This window comes from Streptomyces sp. NPDC102490 (genome assembly GCF_044765285.1).
In the GTDB taxonomy this organism is placed as follows: domain Bacteria; phylum Actinomycetota; class Actinomycetes; order Streptomycetales; family Streptomycetaceae; genus Streptomyces.
Genome location: NZ_JBIWJU010000014.1, coordinates 243,929 through 257,970 on the forward strand (window position 1 = coordinate 243,929; position 14,042 = coordinate 257,970).

Sequence of the window (14,042 nt, forward strand, 5' to 3'; positions counted from 1 at the left end):
GACCCCTCCCCCTGTCACTCGGGGCAGGGGGGTGCCCCGACCGCAGCTGGGCACGGCGGGCGCACACCTCAACAGTAGGCCGCGGAAGGCTTCCAGGGGCACTGGTCGTCGACGGTTGCCCGAATGCCACCCGGCCACCCGTATGCATCTGATATGCGCCGATCGGGTGGCCTTCAACCGCTATTCCTCAGCCGAAAGCGCGACATCCGCCGCCGCTTCGGGTCCTTGTTCGAGCAGCACGCTGAAACCGTCCTCGTTCAGAACCGGCACTTTCAGTTGCATCGCCTTGTCGTACTTCGAACCGGGGTTGTCACCGACCACGACGAACGACGTCTTCTTGGACACCGATCCGGTCACTTTGGCGCCGCGGCTCTGCAGGGCGTCCTTGGCGCCGTCCCGGGTGAAGTTCTCCAGGGTGCCGGTGACGACGACGGTGAGTCCTTCGAGCGGGCGCGGCCCTTCGTCCTCCCCCGTCGAGCGGTCCTCCAGAGAGACCCCGGCCGCCTTCCACTTGCGCACGATCTCGCGGTGCCAGTCCACGGCGAACCACTCCTTGACGGCGGTGGCGATGGTGCCGCCCACGCCGTCCGTGCTCGCCAGCTCCTCCTCGGTGGCCTGCTCGATGCGGTCGATGGAGCGGAACTCCCGGGCGAGGGCCTGGGCGGCGACCGGTCCGACGTACCGGATGGAGAGGCCGTTGAGGAAGCGGGCCAGCGGGCGGGTCTTGGCCTCCTCGATGTGCTGGAGCAGCGCGAGGGTGTTCTTCTTCGGCTCGCCCTCCTTGTTGGCGAAGACCGTGGCGATCTTCTCCTCGCCGGTCTTGGGGTCGCGCTTGGGCAGCCCGCTGTCGGGGTCGAGGACGTACGCCTTGATGGGCAGCAGCTTCTCGACGGTGAGGTCGAACAGGTCGCCCTCGTCCACCAGCGGCGGCTCGGAGGGCTCCAGCGGCCCGGTCAGCGCGGCCGCCACGACCCCGCCGAAGTGCTCGATGTCCAGGCACTCCCGGCCCGCGAGGTAGGCGACCCGCTCGCGCAACTGGGCCGGGCAGGCACGGGCGTTGGGGCAGCGGAGGTCGATGTCGCCCTCCTTCATCGCCTTGAGCGGCGTCTGGCACTCGGGGCACTGGGCCGGCATCACGAACTCCCGCTCGCTGCCGTCCCTCAGATCGGCGACCGGCCCCAGGATCTCCGGGATCACGTCACCGGCCTTGCGCAGCACCACGGTGTCGCCGATGAGCACGCCCTTGGCCTTGACGACCTCCTGGTTGTGCAGGGTGGCGAACTCCACCTCGCTGCCGGCCACCGTCACCGGCTCGACCTGCGCGTACGGCGTGACGCGGCCGGTGCGGCCGACGCCCACCTTGATGTCGACGAGCTTGGTGTTGACCTCCTCCGGCGCGTACTTGTAGGCGATGGCCCAGCGGGGCGCGCGGGCCGTGGAGCCGAGCCGGCCCTGGAGGCGGATCTCGTCGAGCTTGACGACGACTCCGTCGATCTCGTGCGCGACGGAGTGCCGGTTCTCGCCGTAGTACGCGATGAAGTCCCGGACGCCGTCCAGGCCGTCGACCACCCGGTTGTGCGGGGAGGTGGGCAGGCCCCAGGTCTTCAGCAGGTCGTACGCCTGGGAGAGGCGGGTCAGGCCCGAGTACCCCTCCAGGGTGCCGATGCCGTGGACCACCATGTGCAGCGGGCGGGAGGCGGTGACCCGCGGGTCCTTCTGGCGCAGCGAACCGGCCGCGGCGTTGCGCGCGTTGGCGAAGGGCTTGTCCCCCGCCTCGTTCAACCGGGCGTTGAGCTCCTGGAACTTCTCCATCGGGAAGTAGACCTCGCCCCGGATCTCCACGAGGTCGGGGACCTTGTCGCCCGCCAGGCGCTCGGGGATCTCGGCGATGGTGCGGACGTTGGGGGTGATGTCCTCGCCGGTGCGGCCGTCGCCGCGGGTGGCGGCCCGGACGAGCCGGCCGCGCTCGTAGGTCAGGTTGACGGCGAGTCCGTCGACCTTCAGCTCGCACAGGAAGTGGTACTCCTGCTCGCCCAGCTCCCGGGCGATGCGCTCGAACCAGGCGGCCAGCTCGTCGTCGTTGAAGGTGTTGTCCAGGGAGAGCATCCGGGTGGGGTGCTCCACGGCCGTGAACTCGGTCGCGTAGGACCCGGCGACCTTCTGGGTCGGCGACTCGGGGGTGCGCAGCTCTGGATACCGCTCCTCCAGCTCCTCCAGGGTGCGCAGCAGCCGGTCGAACTCCGCGTCGCTGACGACGGGCGCGTCGTTCACGTAGTACCGGAAGCGGTGCTCCTCGATCTGCTCGGCGAGCCGCGCGTGCCGCTCGCGCGCCTCGGCGGGCACGCTCGTCGTCTCCGCCTGCTCGTCGCCCTGCTTGTCGCCGGCCACCGTATGGTCCTCCCGTTACTCTGGGTTGTCCGCGAGAGATCTTGCCGCCCGGACGCAGTGGGCGAGCGCGCGCCGGGCGTAGTCCGGGGAGGCACCCGCGAGTCCGCACGCCGGAGTGACGGTGACCGCCTCCGCGAGCAGCTCCGGACGCAGCCCCAGCCTGCGCCACAGCGTTCTGACACCCATGACGCTACCGGCAGGGTCTGACAACGCGGTGTCCGTGCCCGGCACGACACCGGCGAAGAGCCGGGTGCCGCCTTCGACGGCCTCGCCGATCGCGTCGTCGTCACGCTCGGTGAGGAGCGAGAAGTCGAAGGAGACGCCCGCGACGCCCGCCCGCCGCAGCAGGGCGAACGGCACGTCCGGCGCGCAGGAGTGGACCACGACGGGCCCGCCGTCGTGCGCCCCGGCGACCTCGCGCAGGGCCGCCTCCACGACCTGGCGGTCGACGGCGCGGTGGGTGCGGTAGCCGCTGGCGCTGCGCACCTGGCCGCGCAGGACGGCGGTGAGGGAGGGTTCGTCGAGCTGGAGCACGGGCCGGGCGCCGGGCACCCGGCGGCGCAGCTCGGCCAGGTGCAGGCGCAGGCCCTCGGCGAGCGAGGCGGCGAGGTCGCGGCAGGCGCCGGGGTCGGAGAGGACCGCCTCGCCGCCCCGCAGTTCCAGGGCGGCGGCGAGGGTCCACGGGCCGACGGCCTGAACCTTGAGCGGGCCCTCGTAGCCCTGGGTGAACTCCTCCAGGGCGTCGAGATCCTCCCGCAGCCAGGCCCGGGCCCGCTTGGTGTCCCGCCCCGGCCGGTCGCCGAGCCGCCAGCCGCTGGGCTCCACGCGCGCGTACAGCTCGACGAGCATGCCGGCGGTGCGGCCGATCATGTCGGCGCCGGGGCCGCGGGCGGGCAGCTCGGGGAGGAAGGGGAAGTCCTCGAAGCTGCCGGTGGCGGTCTTGGCGGCCTCGCGGGTGTCGTGGCCCGGGAGGCTGCCGATGCCGGTGGCGGGACCGAAGCGCGGGCTGGTCTGGCTGTTGTCGCTCACCCGGCCAGCCTAAGCCGCCGTCATCGCCCCGGGCGCACCGTCAGGTCGTTGACCTCCGCGTCCCTGGGGAGGTCCAGGGCCATCAGGATCGTGGTGGCGACGGATTCGGAGTCGATCCACTTGCCGGGGTCGTACTCCTTGCCCTCCTGCTGGTGGACCTTGGCCTGCATCGGGCTGGCGGTGCGGCCGGGGTAGACCGAGGTGACGCGGACGCCGTTCGCGTGCTCCTCCTGGCGCAGGGCGTCGGCGAGGGCCTTCAGGCCGTGCTTGGAGGCGCCGTACGCGGCCCAGCCGGCGTGGGCGTTGAGTCCGGAGCCGGAGTTGACGAAGAGCACCTGGCCCTGGGCGACGCGGAGCTGGGGCAGCAGCAGGCGGGTCAGCTCGGCGGGGGCGACCAGGTTGACGTTCAGCTGGTTGAGCCAGCTCTTCGGGGTCAGGTCGCCGACCGCGCCGAGGTCGACGACCCCGGCGATGTGCAGCAGCGAGTCCACCCGCTCGGGCAGGCTCTGGTGGGAGAGGGCCCAGGACAGCTTGCCCGGCTCGGCGAGGTCTCCGACCAGGGTCTTCGCGCCGGGGAGCGCGGCGGCCAGTTCCTTGGCGCGGCCCGCGTCGCGCGCGTGCAGCACGATCTGGTCGCCGCGTTCGTGCAGGCGGCGGGCGACGGCCGCGCCGATGCCGGAGCCCGCTCCGGTGATCACATGTGTAGCCATGCCCGTCATGCTCGCACCACCGGCGTCCTACTCGATGCCCTGGCTCTCCTCCAGGTAGGCGAGCGCGCCGACCGGCTCCTCGGCGAAGAACACCAGCTCGGTGAGGGGGCGGGGCAGGAAGCCCTCGTCCTCCATGCGGCGGAACTGCTCCTTGAGGCCGTCGTAGAAGCCCGCGGTGTTGAGCAGGACGACCGGCATGTCGGTGTGCCCGTGCTTCTTCAGCTCCAGGATCTCGGTGGCCTCGTCGAGCGTCCCGGTGCCGCCCACCATGATGACCACGGCGTCGGCCTTCTCCAGCAGCAGCCGCTTGCGCTCGGCCAGGTCCTTCGCGATCACCATCTCGTCGGCGCCCTGGCGTGCCTTGGCCGCGAGGAAGTCCACCGAGACCCCGAGCAGCCGTCCGCCGGCCTCCTGCACGCCGTCGGCGACCACCTTCATCAGGCCGACGTCGGAGCCGCCCCAGACGAGGGTGTGCCCGCCCTTTCCGAGCAGTTCGGCGAACTCCTCGGCGGGGCCCGTGTAGCGCTCGTCGAGGTCGGCGGCGGAGAGGAAGACGCAGATTCTCATGGCGTCCACCGTACGGCCCGGCCCCGAGGGGAAGAATCCTGCCGCCCGGGACGCTGTAGCGACGTGACGCAGACCACTGCCAACAGGAGGACGACCGTGACCAAGGGACTCAAGGGACACGTCATCACCGTCGAGCCGAGCGACCGCCACGTGCGCGGGGTGCACGGCGGGCAGGTGCTGGCGGAGAGCGACGGGGCGCTGGTCCTGCACGAGACGGGCTGTCCGGACCGGTACTACATCCCGCCCCGGGACGTACGCCTCGACCTGCTGACGCCGTCCGACACGCAGACGCACTGCCCCTTCAAGGGCGACGCGTCCTACTGGTCGCTGCCGGACGCGGCGGACCTGGTCTGGGCGTACCCGGACCCGAAGCCGGAGGTCGCGGAGATCAAGGACCACTTCTGTTTCTACGAAGTCGAGGTGTCCTGAGCGATGAGTTCCGTTCCGTGCGGCAGTCTGCTCAGGCATGGAGAAGACGACTGTTTCGCGTGACGGCACCCGTATCGCCTACGAACGCTCCGGGCGGGGACCGGCGGTCGTGCTCGTCAGTGGCGCCATGTCGACGGGTGCCACCACGGCGCCGCTGGCCGCCGAGCTGTCGGGCCGTTTCGACGTCACCGTGTACGACCGCCGGGGGCGCGGCGAGAGCGGCGACACGGCGCCCTACGCGGTGGAACGCGAGATCGAGGACCTGGCGGCGCTGATCGAGGCGGTGGGCGGCGAGGCGTCGCTGTTCGGCATGTCCTCGGGCGGCGCGCTGGTGCTCCGGGCGGCGGCGAGCGGTCTGCCGGTGCGCCGCGCCGCCGTGTACGAGGTGCCGTACGCCGCGGACGAGGCCGCCGCGCGGGCCGCGGCCGCGTACACCGAGCGGCTGACCGAGGTGCTGGGGCAGGGCCGGCGCGGGGACGCGGTGGAGCTGTTCCTGCGGCACACCGGGCTGGGTGAGGAGATGATCCAGGGTGCCCGGCAGTCCCCCATGTGGGCCGGGATGGAGTCGGTGGCGCCGAGCCTGGCGTACGACGACGCCGTGCTGGGCGACAGCCGGGTGCCCACGTCGGTGATCGCGTCGATCCCCGCTCCCCTGCTGGTCCTCGCGGGCGGCGCGAGCGACGCGTGGTGGCACGAGACCGCCCGTGCGATCGCTCAGGCGGCGCCCGAGGGCCGGTACGGCACCGTGGCCGGGCAGACCCACAGGGTGGAGCCGGGCGTCCTGGCGCCGGTGCTGACGGAGTTCCTCGCCGGGTGAGCCGACGGCGTGGCGGCCGCCGGCACCGTCGCCGGCGTGCGCCCCGGCGGGCGGCTCAGGCCGCGCCGGCCGTCGCGCGCGTGGTGGACGCGATCGTCGCCGAGCCCACCACGCGGGTGCCGTCGTACAGCACGATCGCCTGGCCGGGGGCGACGCCGCGGACGGGCTCGGTGAAGGCCACCTCCAGGGTGCCGTCGACCAGTTCGGCCCGTACCTCGGTCTCGCCGCCGTGCGCGCGGAGCTGGGCGGTGTAGGTGCCGGGGCCGGTGGGGGCGGCGCCGCACCAGCGGGGCTTGATCGCGCGGAGGGCGTCGACGTCGAGCGCCTCGGCCGGGCCGACCGTCACGGTGTTGTCCACCGGGGAGATGTCCAGCACGTAGCGCGGCTTGCCGTCGGGGGCCGGGGTGCCGATCCTGAGGCCCTTGCGCTGGCCGATGGTGTAGCCGTACGCGCCCTCGTGGGTGCCGAGCCGGTTGCCCGCCTCGTCGACGATGTCGCCCTCCGCCTTGCCGAGACGGTCCGCCAGGAAGCCCTGGGTGTCGCCGTCGGCGATGAAGCAGATGTCGTGCGAGTCGGGCTTCTTGGCGACCGCGAGGCCCCTGCGCTCGGCCTCCGCGCGGATCTCGTCCTTGGTGGTGACCGTGTCGCCGAGCGGGAACATCGCGTGGGCGAGCTGCCGGTCGTCGAGCACCCCGAGGACGTAGCTCTGGTCCTTGGCCATGTCGGAGGCGCGGTGCAGCTCGCGGACGCCGTCCTCGCGGAGGATCACCTTCGCGTAGTGGCCGGTGCAGACGGCGTCGAAGCCCAGCGCGAGGGCCTTGTCGAGGAGGGCGGCGAACTTGATCTTCTCGTTGCAGCGCAGGCACGGGTTGGGGGTGCGGCCGGCCTCGTACTCGGCGACGAAGTCCTCGACCACGTCCTCCCGGAAGCGGTCGGCGAGGTCCCACACGTAGAACGGGATGCCGATGACGTCGGCGGCGCGGCGGGCGTCGCGCGAGTCCTCGATGGTGCAACAGCCCCGGGCGCCGGTGCGGAAGGACTGCGGGTTCGCGGAGAGCGCGAGGTGGACGCCGGTCACGTCGTGCCCCGCCTCGGCCGCGCGGGCGGCGGCGACGGCGGAGTCGACTCCGCCCGACATGGCGGCGAGGACGCGGAGGGGACGGGTGCGCTGCGGAGTGTCAGTCATAGCCCCTCCAGGGTACGGGGAGGCGGGAACCGGAGCGCGCGGATATGCGTTGAAGATCGTATGGGGGCGAAGCAGGGTTCCACGAGCGGGTCCACCCCGGGCGGGTCCGGGGACGCGGACCGGCGCATCGGCCGCCGCGCGCTGATCGTCGGCGGTGCGGCGGCGGCCGTGGGCACCGGTGTGCTGGCCCGTGACGAGCTGTCCCGGCTGTGGTGGCGGGTGCCGGGCGTGGAGCGGCCCCGCGAGGAGGGCGCGGTCGACTTCGCGGGCGCGCGCTGGGTGGCGGCGTCGGACGCGAACTGGCGGCGGGCGGACCGGCCGGACGACTTCGGCATCGACCTGGTGATCGTCCATGTCACGCAGGGCAGCTTCGACAGCGCGGTGCGGGCCTTCCAGGACCCGGGGCACAAGGCGGCCGCGCACTACATCGTCGGGCAGGACGGGCGCGTCACCCAGATGATCCGCGAGTTGGACGTGGCGTACCACGCGGGCAACCGCGACTACAACGAACGCAGTGTCGGCATCGAGCACGAGGGCTTCGTGGACCGCCCGCGGGACTTCACCGGCGCGATGTACGCCGCCTCCGCGCGGCTGACGGCGGGGATCTGCGCGCGGTACGACATACCCGTGGACCGCGAGCACATCCTCGGCCATGTGGAGGTGCCGGGCACCGACCACACCGACCCGGGGCCGCACTGGGACTGGGACCGGTACCTGAAGCTGGTGCGGCGGGCGGCCACGAGCACCCCGTCGAAGGCGCCGACCAAAGCCTGAGCCCTGAGGGCGTCGCCTACGACAGCCCCGCCGCCCGGGCGCGTTCCACCGCGGGGCCGATCGCCTTGGCGAGCGCCTCCACGTCGGCCTCGGTCGAGGTGTGGCCCAGGGAGAAGCGCAGGGTGCCGCGGGCCAGGTCGGGGTCGGTTCCGGCGGCCAGCAGGACGTGGCTGGGCTGGGCGACGCCCGCGGTGCAGGCGGAGCCGGTGGAGCACTCGATGCCCTGGGCGTCGAGCAGGAGGAGGAGCGAGTCGCCCTCGCAGCCCGGGAAGGTGAAGTGGGCGTTGGCCGGCAGGCGGCCCCCGGGCGACGGGTCGCCGCCGAGGATCGCGTCCGGGACGGCGGTGCGGACGGCGTCGACCAGGTCGTCGCGCAGGGCGCCGATCTCGCGGGCGAACCACTCGTGCTGCCCGGCGGCGAGACGGCCGGCGACCGCGAAGGAGGCGACGGCGGGGACGTCGAGGGTGCCGGAGCGCACATGGCGTTCCTGGCCGCCGCCGTGCAGCACGGGGACCGGGGTGTACTCCCGGCCGAGCAGCAGCGCGCCGATGCCGTAGGGGCCGCCGATCTTGTGGCCGGAAACGGTCATGGCGGCGAGCCCGGAGGCGGCGAAGTCGACCGGCAGCTGGCCGACGGCCTGGACCGCGTCGGCGTGCAGCGGCACGTCGAACTCGGCGGCCACGTCGGCGAGTTCCCGGACCGGCATGATCGTGCCGATCTCGTTGTTGGCCCACATGACGGTGGCGAGGGCGACGTCGCCGGGGTCGCGGGCGACGGCCTCGCGCAGGGCCTCGGGGTGGACGCGGCCGTAGGCGTCGACCGGCAGGTACTCGACGGTGGCGCCCTCGTGCTCGCCGAGCCAGTGGACGGCGTCGAGGACGGCGTGGTGCTCGACGGGGCTGGCCAGGACCCGGGTACGGGCCGGGTCGGCGTCGCGGCGGGCCCAGTACAGGCCCTTGACGGCGAGGTTGTCGGCCTCGGTGCCGCCGGAGGTGAGGACCACCTCGCTGGGGCGGGCGCCGAGCGCCTCGGCGAGGCTCTCGCGGGCCTCCTCGACGGTGCGCCGCGCCCGGCGGCCGGACGCGTGGAGGGAAGAGGCGTTGCCGGTGACGCTCAGGTGCGCGGTGAGTGCCTCGACTGCCTCGGGAAGCATCGGGGTCGTCGCGGCGTGGTCGAGGTAAGCCATGGTGCGGCCGATTCTACGGGGCCGTTCCGCCCGGTCTCAGACCAAGGCCGGACTCGTCGCGCGGCGGCCGGGACCGGAGGGCGCGGTGGCTCACAGGCTCCACGACATGGTGTTGTCGGCGGACATGAACGCCACCAGGACCAGCAGGTCGGCGACGCCCAGGCCGAGGCCGAGGAGGGCCCGGCCGCGGCGGGCGGTGCCGCGCCACAGGGCGACGCCCGCCAGGGCGATGGCGATCGGGCCGAGGAAGACGTTGAGGACGAGCAGGCCGAGCAGACCGAGGACGAACGAGGCGACAGCCATGCCGTCGGTGTCGTGGATACCCACACGACGGGTGGTGCGGGTGGTGTCGGTGCCGCGGTCGGCCGGTGCGGTGAGCTGCATGGTGTTCTCCCTGCCGTGCGTCGGTGGGCCGTGCGCCGGTGGGCGCGGGTCAGTGGGCGGAGGTGCTCCGTCGGCGGCCGTGCCGCTCGCGGAGGGCGAAGATGCCGAGCCAGACGGCGATGACCAGACCGGCCGCGACGGAGAAGGTGAGCGGTGCGTGGGCGATGGCGCCCAGGACCACACCGAGGAGCAGCAGTGCGACGACGAGAAACAGCATGGTGCGGATCCCCCAATCTTCGGTGAACGATTGTGGTTACAGTTGTTCACCGAGTTCCCAGTCTAGCGCGCCCCATGACTTTTCAATTCCGGAGAACAGTTGTTAACTGCATGGCATGAGTCACACCTCCGGCGTTCGGCAGGCGCAGAAGCGGAAGACCCGGCAGGCGCTCCTCGACGCGGCGCTCGGCCTGCTGGAGGAGCAGAGCCTGAGCAGCCTGGGCCTGCGTGAGGTCACCCGCGCCGCGGGCGTCGCCCCGACCGCCTTCTACCGGCACTTCCACTCCACGGCGGATCTCGGCGTGGCGCTGGTCGAGGAGGCGCTGGGCAGCCTGCACCCGATGATCCGGACGACGATGTCACCGGGCGAGCACGACGACGACGAACGCATCGCCCGCGCGGTCGAGTTGATCGCGGGTCATGTGGCCGCGCACCCGGCCCACGTCCGCTTCATCGCGCGCGAACGGCACGGCGGGGTGCAGCCGGTGCGCCGGGCCATACGGGAGCAGCTGGCGCGGTTCGCCGAGGAGGTGCGGGCCGAGCTGGCCACGGACGCGTCGGCGGCGGGCTGGAGCGAGACCGATCTGCGCATGCTGGCGGGTCTCTACGTGGACCAGATGCTGATCACGGCGTCCCTGTTCCTGGAGACGCTGGACGCCCCGGAAGAGGAACGCCGCCGGGCCGTCGAGACGGCACGGCGGCAACTGCGGCTGATCAGCGTCGGCCGCAGGCACTGGCTGGACTGAGTGGCCGCGGGGTCAGCCGAGGCGGACCCGGGCCAGCTGGCGGGACTGGGCGACCAGGCGGTCGGCGCTGTCCCAGACCTCGGCGTCCTCCTCCAGGAAGCCGCCGGCGAGGTTGCGGGTGGTGATGGAGACCCGCAGCGGGCCCGGCGCCGGGCGGCACCGCACGTGCGCGGTCAGCTCGACCGTCGGCACCCAGCCCTTGAGCCCCAGCTCGAAGGCGGTCGGGGGCAGCGCGTCCACCGCGAGGAGCAGCGAGAGCGGGTCCGCGTCGCGGCCGTCGGCGAGGCCGAACCAGGCCCGCATCTCACCCCGGCCCGAGGGCTGCCCCAGCGCCCAGCCCAGGGTGGCGGGGTCGAGCTTGAGCATCAGCCGGTCGGCGATGGCCGAGCTGCCGTCGACGGGGGCGGGGCCGTCCTCCGGGCCGAAGCACTGGTCCATCGGCGGGATCGCGGGCGGTTCGGCCGAGGTGCGGACGTCGTCGGGCAGCGTGTCGAGGTCGCCGTAGGACGCCAGGACCCGGATGCGCTCGACCTCGTGGCCCTCGTCGTCGTACTGGAAGAGGGAGGCCTGGCCGGTGGAGAGGGTACGCCCCGTGCGGACGGTCTCGGTGCGCACGACCGCCGGGCCCGGACGGGTGGCGGTGAGGTAGTGCGCGGAGATGATGAAGGGGTCGGGGTGCGGGAGTGCGTCGCCGAGGGCCCGGCCCAGGACGGCCAGCAGATAGCCGCCGTTGACGGCGTTGATGATCGTCCAGCCGGCGGACAGGTCAAGGTCGTAGACGCCGGGGGCGCGCGGGGTGACGGCGGTGTCGCGGTCGAACTCGCTGTCGCCGATGGTGGCCCGGACGGCCGCTGCGGAGGCTGCTTCTGGCATGCCTGCACGGTACAACAGGAAAATACTAAGCGGTAGCTTTCTCTGCTCGCTCCCGGGTGCGCAGATACGTCTCCAGTTCCGCCGCCCCGGTGACCATCGCCCGGCCGCGGGCGGCCACCCGGTCGTGCCACTCGCGCAGGGCGGCCTCCAGCGGCTCCAGCCCGCCGGCCGACCGCACCCGGTCGAGGACGGCCGCGATCCGCTCCAGCGGGTAGCCGCCCCGCCTGAGCTGGTGGGCGAGGCGGGCGTCCCGGACGTCGGCCGCGTCGTAGCGGCGGTAGCCGGTCACCGGGTCGCGGCGTGGGCGCACCAGGCCGACGCGCTCCCACGCGCGCAGGGTCGCGGGCCTGATGCCCAGCTCCCCCGCGAGCGCCCCGATGAATCCGCCCGGCGGCCCCGGCGCACCCGCGTCGGGCTCGGGCACCAGCTCCCGCAGCGCGCCCGCCACGGCCTCCAGCGTCCGCCGGTCGTCAAGCAACTGGGCGTGGCTCTCGTCGATCAGTCGGAACGCCTCGTCCGGCGCCCCCTCGTTCACAGCCCGCAGCACCGCGGCCGCCGTCCCGTGGCCGTGGCCCGCCACCAGGGCGAGGAACGCGGCCAGGGCCCGGGCGTGCAGCGTGGTGTAGCGGCGGTAGCCGTGGGCGGTGCGAGCGGCGGCCGGGAGGATGCCGGCCGCCTCGTAGTTCCTGATGGCCTGCGCCGACAGACCGTGCGCACGGGCCAGATCGACGGGCCTGAGTCTTCCCTCGCTTTGAAGGTTGACGGCCATCGGTCCCACGCTCCCAAGGGCAAAGTCTCCACCGAAAGTTCAACGATACCGTTGAGGCCATGGTTGACCGCATCCAGGACATCGCCCGTCCCCTCGACGCCGCCGCCGTCATGCGGCTGCTGCCCGCCCCGCCCCGGCTGCTCGCCCTGGGCGAGCCCACCCACGGCGAGGACGCCCTGCTCGACGTGCGCAACGACGTCTTCCGGCAACTCGTCGAACGGCACGGCTACCGGACGATCGCGATCGAGAGCGACTGCCTGCGGGGGCTGGTCGTGGACGACTACGTCACCCGGGGCACCGGCACCCTCGACGAGGTCATGGCGCACGGGTTCAGCCACCCCTGGGGCCCGAGCGCGCCCAACCGGGAGCTGGTGCGCTGGATGCGCGCGTACAACGAGGACCGGCCCGCGCACGAGCGGGTCCGCTTCGCCGGTTTCGACGGCCCGCTGGAGATCACCGGCGCCGCCAGCCCCCGGCAGGCGCTCACCGCGCTTCACGACTGCCTCTCGGCCGCGGTGGACCCGGCCCTGCTCCCCTGTACCGCTCAGACCCTGGACCGCCTGCTCGGCGCCGACGACCGGTGGACCGAGCCCGAGGCGATGACGGACCCGGCGCGGTCCGTGGGGCGGTCGGCCGAGGCCGGGGAGCTGCGGACGCTCGCCGCCGACCTGGTGTCGCTGCTCGACGAGCAGACGCCGCGCCTGCTCGCGACGGCCTCGCGGGACGCCTGGGACCGGGCGCGCCTGCACGGACGTACCGCGACGGGCCTGCTGAGCTACCACTACTGGATGGCCGACACCACCCCGGCCCGCATGGCCCGGCTGCTGGGCGTGCGGGACCGGATGATGGCCGACAACCTCCTCGCCCTCGCCGGCCGGGCGCCGACGTTGGTCCACGCCCACAACGCCCACCTCCAGCGCGAGAAGAGCTCGATGCGGATGTGGCAGGGGCCGGTGGAATGGTGGAGCGCCGGCGCCCTCGTCGGCGCCCGGCTCGGCGGGGAGTACGCCTTCGTCGCCACGGCGCTCGGCACGATCCGGCACCAGGGGGTGGACACCCCGCCGCCGGACACCGTCGAGGGGCTCCTGTACGCACTCCCGCAGGACCCCTGCGTCGTGGACGCCGGACGACTGGCCGACGCCCTCGGCGACCCGCGGCCCGCACCCCGGGTGTCCCCCTGGTTCGGCTACGCCCCGCTCGACCCCGGCCACCTGGACTCGGTCGACGGCGTCGTCTTCGTCAAGGACATGCCGCGGCCCTGACGGAAGCCGGGGTCAGTCCCCCTCCACCACCGTCGACCGGCGGTTCCAGGCGCGCGGCGCCCGCCAGTGGAAGCGCAGCGCGAGCAGTCGCAGGACGAAGGCCGTGACGACCGCGAGCCCGCTGGTGACCGGGGTGAGCGCCTCGTAGCGGATGCACAGCGCGACCATCGCGGAGCCGACGATCGCCGGGACGGCGTACAGGTCGCGGTCCCAGCGCAGCAGGGAGGGCACCTCGTTGGCGAGCACGTCGCGCAGGACGCCGCCGCCGACCGCGGTGGTCAGGCCCAGGCAGGCGGAGGCGGTCAGGCCGAGGCCGTAGTCGTACGCCTTGGTGGTGCCGGCGACGCAGAACAGGCCGAGCCCGGCCGCGTCGAAGATGTTCACGCCGGTCTGGAGGCGCTCCACGTGGGGATGGAGGAAGAAGACCAGCAGGGTGGCCAGCAACGGGGTGAGGAAGTACCCGAGGTCGGTGAAGGCGGCGGGCGGCACCGCGCCGATCACCAGGTCCCGGAACAGCCCGCCGCCGAGCGCGGTGACCTCGGCGAGGACGGCGATGCCGAAGACGTCGAAGTTCTTGCGTACGGCCAGCAGCGCGCCGGAGATGGCGAAGACGAAGATGCCGACCAGGTCGAGCGTGTGCTGGACGGTGGGGCTGAAGAGTTGCTCGTACACCCTTCCATTCTTACTCGACAGCGAGCCCCTGCCT

Annotated in this window: 16 protein-coding genes; 5 read left to right on the top strand and 11 right to left on the bottom strand. The window is 73.0% G+C overall.

What is annotated here, in order from left to right; translation table 11 throughout:
• Positions 1 to 180 precede the first annotated feature (180 nt).
• The 4 genes from ligA to ACIRGB_RS30355 are packed head-to-tail and all read right to left on the bottom strand — an operon-like array spanning position 181 to position 4,694.
• Positions 181 to 2,388, bottom strand: coding sequence for an NAD-dependent DNA ligase LigA (ligA, locus tag ACIRGB_RS30340; protein ID WP_403871759.1), 2,208 nt, complete (start codon positions 2,386 to 2,388; stop codon positions 181 to 183).
• Between the two features lie 15 nt (positions 2,389 to 2,403).
• Entirely contained in the window at positions 2,404 to 3,417 is a 1,014-nt protein-coding gene (locus tag ACIRGB_RS30345; protein WP_403871761.1) for a methionine synthase, read from the bottom strand.
• 20 nt (positions 3,418 to 3,437) lie between these two features.
• Complete coding sequence (locus ACIRGB_RS30350; protein ID WP_403871763.1) at positions 3,438 to 4,127, bottom strand: SDR family oxidoreductase; 690 nt, start codon at positions 4,125 to 4,127, stop codon at positions 3,438 to 3,440.
• A gap of 27 nt (positions 4,128 to 4,154) precedes the next feature.
• Positions 4,155 to 4,694, bottom strand: a complete 540-nt coding sequence (locus tag ACIRGB_RS30355) for a TIGR00730 family Rossman fold protein (protein WP_403871765.1) — start codon at positions 4,692 to 4,694, stop codon at positions 4,155 to 4,157.
• A gap of 96 nt (positions 4,695 to 4,790) precedes the next feature.
• On the opposite strand from ACIRGB_RS30355, the gene ACIRGB_RS30360 reads away from it, so the two are divergent.
• Both ACIRGB_RS30360 and ACIRGB_RS30365 read left to right on the top strand, forming a co-directional pair.
• The gene (locus ACIRGB_RS30360) at positions 4,791 to 5,123 is read left to right on the top strand and encodes a DUF427 domain-containing protein (RefSeq protein ID WP_403871767.1); all 333 of its coding nucleotides are present in this window, start codon (positions 4,791 to 4,793) and stop codon (positions 5,121 to 5,123) included.
• A gap of 37 nt (positions 5,124 to 5,160) precedes the next feature.
• Positions 5,161 to 5,940: an alpha/beta fold hydrolase gene (locus ACIRGB_RS30365; RefSeq protein WP_403871769.1), complete on the top strand. Its 780-nt coding sequence runs from the start codon at positions 5,161 to 5,163 to the stop codon at positions 5,938 to 5,940.
• 55 nt (positions 5,941 to 5,995) lie between these two features.
• Here ACIRGB_RS30365 and mnmA read toward each other — a convergent pair whose 3' ends face one another.
• Complete coding sequence (gene mnmA, locus ACIRGB_RS30370; protein ID WP_403871771.1) at positions 5,996 to 7,126, bottom strand: tRNA 2-thiouridine(34) synthase MnmA; 1,131 nt, start codon at positions 7,124 to 7,126, stop codon at positions 5,996 to 5,998.
• 60 nt (positions 7,127 to 7,186) lie between these two features.
• On the opposite strand from mnmA, the gene ACIRGB_RS30375 reads away from it, so the two are divergent.
• Positions 7,187 to 7,900 carry an N-acetylmuramoyl-L-alanine amidase gene (locus tag ACIRGB_RS30375; RefSeq protein WP_403871773.1) on the top strand — a complete coding sequence of 238 codons (714 nt, stop codon included), beginning with the start codon at positions 7,187 to 7,189 and terminating at the stop codon, positions 7,898 to 7,900.
• A 16-nt stretch (positions 7,901 to 7,916) separates the two neighbouring features.
• On the opposite strand, the gene ACIRGB_RS30380 is transcribed toward ACIRGB_RS30375, so the two are convergent.
• The 3 genes from ACIRGB_RS30380 to ACIRGB_RS30390 all read right to left on the bottom strand — a co-directional run bounded on the left by ACIRGB_RS30380 (position 7,917) and on the right by ACIRGB_RS30390 (position 9,687).
• Positions 7,917 to 9,086 (bottom strand): cysteine desulfurase family protein, encoded by a 1,170-nt coding sequence (locus ACIRGB_RS30380; protein WP_403871775.1) that lies wholly within the window; start codon positions 9,084 to 9,086, stop codon positions 7,917 to 7,919.
• A 90-nt stretch (positions 9,087 to 9,176) separates the two neighbouring features.
• Positions 9,177 to 9,470, bottom strand: coding sequence for a DUF4190 domain-containing protein (locus ACIRGB_RS30385; RefSeq protein WP_403871777.1), 294 nt, complete (start codon positions 9,468 to 9,470; stop codon positions 9,177 to 9,179).
• A 49-nt stretch (positions 9,471 to 9,519) separates the two neighbouring features.
• A complete protein-coding gene (locus ACIRGB_RS30390; RefSeq protein ID WP_356367464.1) occupies positions 9,520 to 9,687 on the bottom strand; it encodes a hypothetical protein in 168 nt (55 codons plus the stop codon).
• A 115-nt stretch (positions 9,688 to 9,802) separates the two neighbouring features.
• Between ACIRGB_RS30390 and ACIRGB_RS30395 the strand changes: the two genes are divergently transcribed.
• A complete protein-coding gene (locus ACIRGB_RS30395) occupies positions 9,803 to 10,432 on the top strand; it encodes a TetR family transcriptional regulator (RefSeq protein WP_403871779.1) in 630 nt (209 codons plus the stop codon).
• 12 nt (positions 10,433 to 10,444) lie between these two features.
• On the opposite strand, the gene ACIRGB_RS30400 is transcribed toward ACIRGB_RS30395, so the two are convergent.
• Positions 10,445 to 11,305: a thioesterase family protein gene (locus ACIRGB_RS30400; protein WP_403871781.1), complete on the bottom strand. Its 861-nt coding sequence runs from the start codon at positions 11,303 to 11,305 to the stop codon at positions 10,445 to 10,447.
• A gap of 25 nt (positions 11,306 to 11,330) precedes the next feature.
• Positions 11,331 to 12,074: a TioE family transcriptional regulator gene (locus ACIRGB_RS30405; protein WP_403871783.1), complete on the bottom strand. Its 744-nt coding sequence runs from the start codon at positions 12,072 to 12,074 to the stop codon at positions 11,331 to 11,333.
• Between the two features lie 59 nt (positions 12,075 to 12,133).
• Between ACIRGB_RS30405 and ACIRGB_RS30410 the strand changes: the two genes are divergently transcribed.
• Positions 12,134 to 13,336, top strand: a complete 1,203-nt coding sequence (locus tag ACIRGB_RS30410; protein ID WP_403871785.1) for an erythromycin esterase family protein — start codon at positions 12,134 to 12,136, stop codon at positions 13,334 to 13,336.
• A 12-nt stretch (positions 13,337 to 13,348) separates the two neighbouring features.
• Here ACIRGB_RS30410 and ACIRGB_RS30415 read toward each other — a convergent pair whose 3' ends face one another.
• Positions 13,349 to 14,008 carry a trimeric intracellular cation channel family protein gene (locus tag ACIRGB_RS30415; protein WP_361465028.1) on the bottom strand — a complete coding sequence of 220 codons (660 nt, stop codon included), beginning with the start codon at positions 14,006 to 14,008 and terminating at the stop codon, positions 13,349 to 13,351.
• Positions 14,009 to 14,042 lie beyond the last annotated feature (34 nt).

What these genes read in the sequence shown, in the direction of transcription:
- ACIRGB_RS30350 (WP_403871763.1), bottom strand. Translation starts at nt 4,127, where the DNA reads ATGGCTACACATGTGATCACCGGAGCGGGCTCCGGCATCGGCGCGGCC.
- ACIRGB_RS30365 (WP_403871769.1), top strand. Translation starts at nt 5,161, where the DNA reads ATGGAGAAGACGACTGTTTCGCGTGACGGCACCCGTATCGCCTACGAA.
- ACIRGB_RS30395 (WP_403871779.1), top strand. Translation starts at nt 9,803, where the DNA reads ATGAGTCACACCTCCGGCGTTCGGCAGGCGCAGAAGCGGAAGACCCGG.
- ACIRGB_RS30400 (WP_403871781.1), bottom strand. Translation starts at nt 11,305, where the DNA reads ATGCCAGAAGCAGCCTCCGCAGCGGCCGTCCGGGCCACCATCGGCGAC.
- ACIRGB_RS30410 (WP_403871785.1), top strand. Translation starts at nt 12,134, where the DNA reads ATGGTTGACCGCATCCAGGACATCGCCCGTCCCCTCGACGCCGCCGCC.
- ACIRGB_RS30390 (WP_356367464.1), bottom strand. Translation starts at nt 9,687, where the DNA reads ATGCTGTTTCTCGTCGTCGCACTGCTGCTCCTCGGTGTGGTCCTGGGC.
- mnmA (WP_403871771.1), bottom strand. Translation starts at nt 7,126, where the DNA reads ATGACTGACACTCCGCAGCGCACCCGTCCCCTCCGCGTCCTCGCCGCC.
- ACIRGB_RS30355 (WP_403871765.1), bottom strand. Translation starts at nt 4,694, where the DNA reads ATGAGAATCTGCGTCTTCCTCTCCGCCGCCGACCTCGACGAGCGCTAC.
- ACIRGB_RS30380 (WP_403871775.1), bottom strand. Translation starts at nt 9,086, where the DNA reads ATGGCTTACCTCGACCACGCCGCGACGACCCCGATGCTTCCCGAGGCA.
- ACIRGB_RS30385 (WP_403871777.1), bottom strand. Translation starts at nt 9,470, where the DNA reads ATGCAGCTCACCGCACCGGCCGACCGCGGCACCGACACCACCCGCACC.
- ACIRGB_RS30405 (WP_403871783.1), bottom strand. Translation starts at nt 12,074, where the DNA reads ATGGCCGTCAACCTTCAAAGCGAGGGAAGACTCAGGCCCGTCGATCTG.
- ACIRGB_RS30375 (WP_403871773.1), top strand. Translation starts at nt 7,187, where the DNA reads ATGGGGGCGAAGCAGGGTTCCACGAGCGGGTCCACCCCGGGCGGGTCC.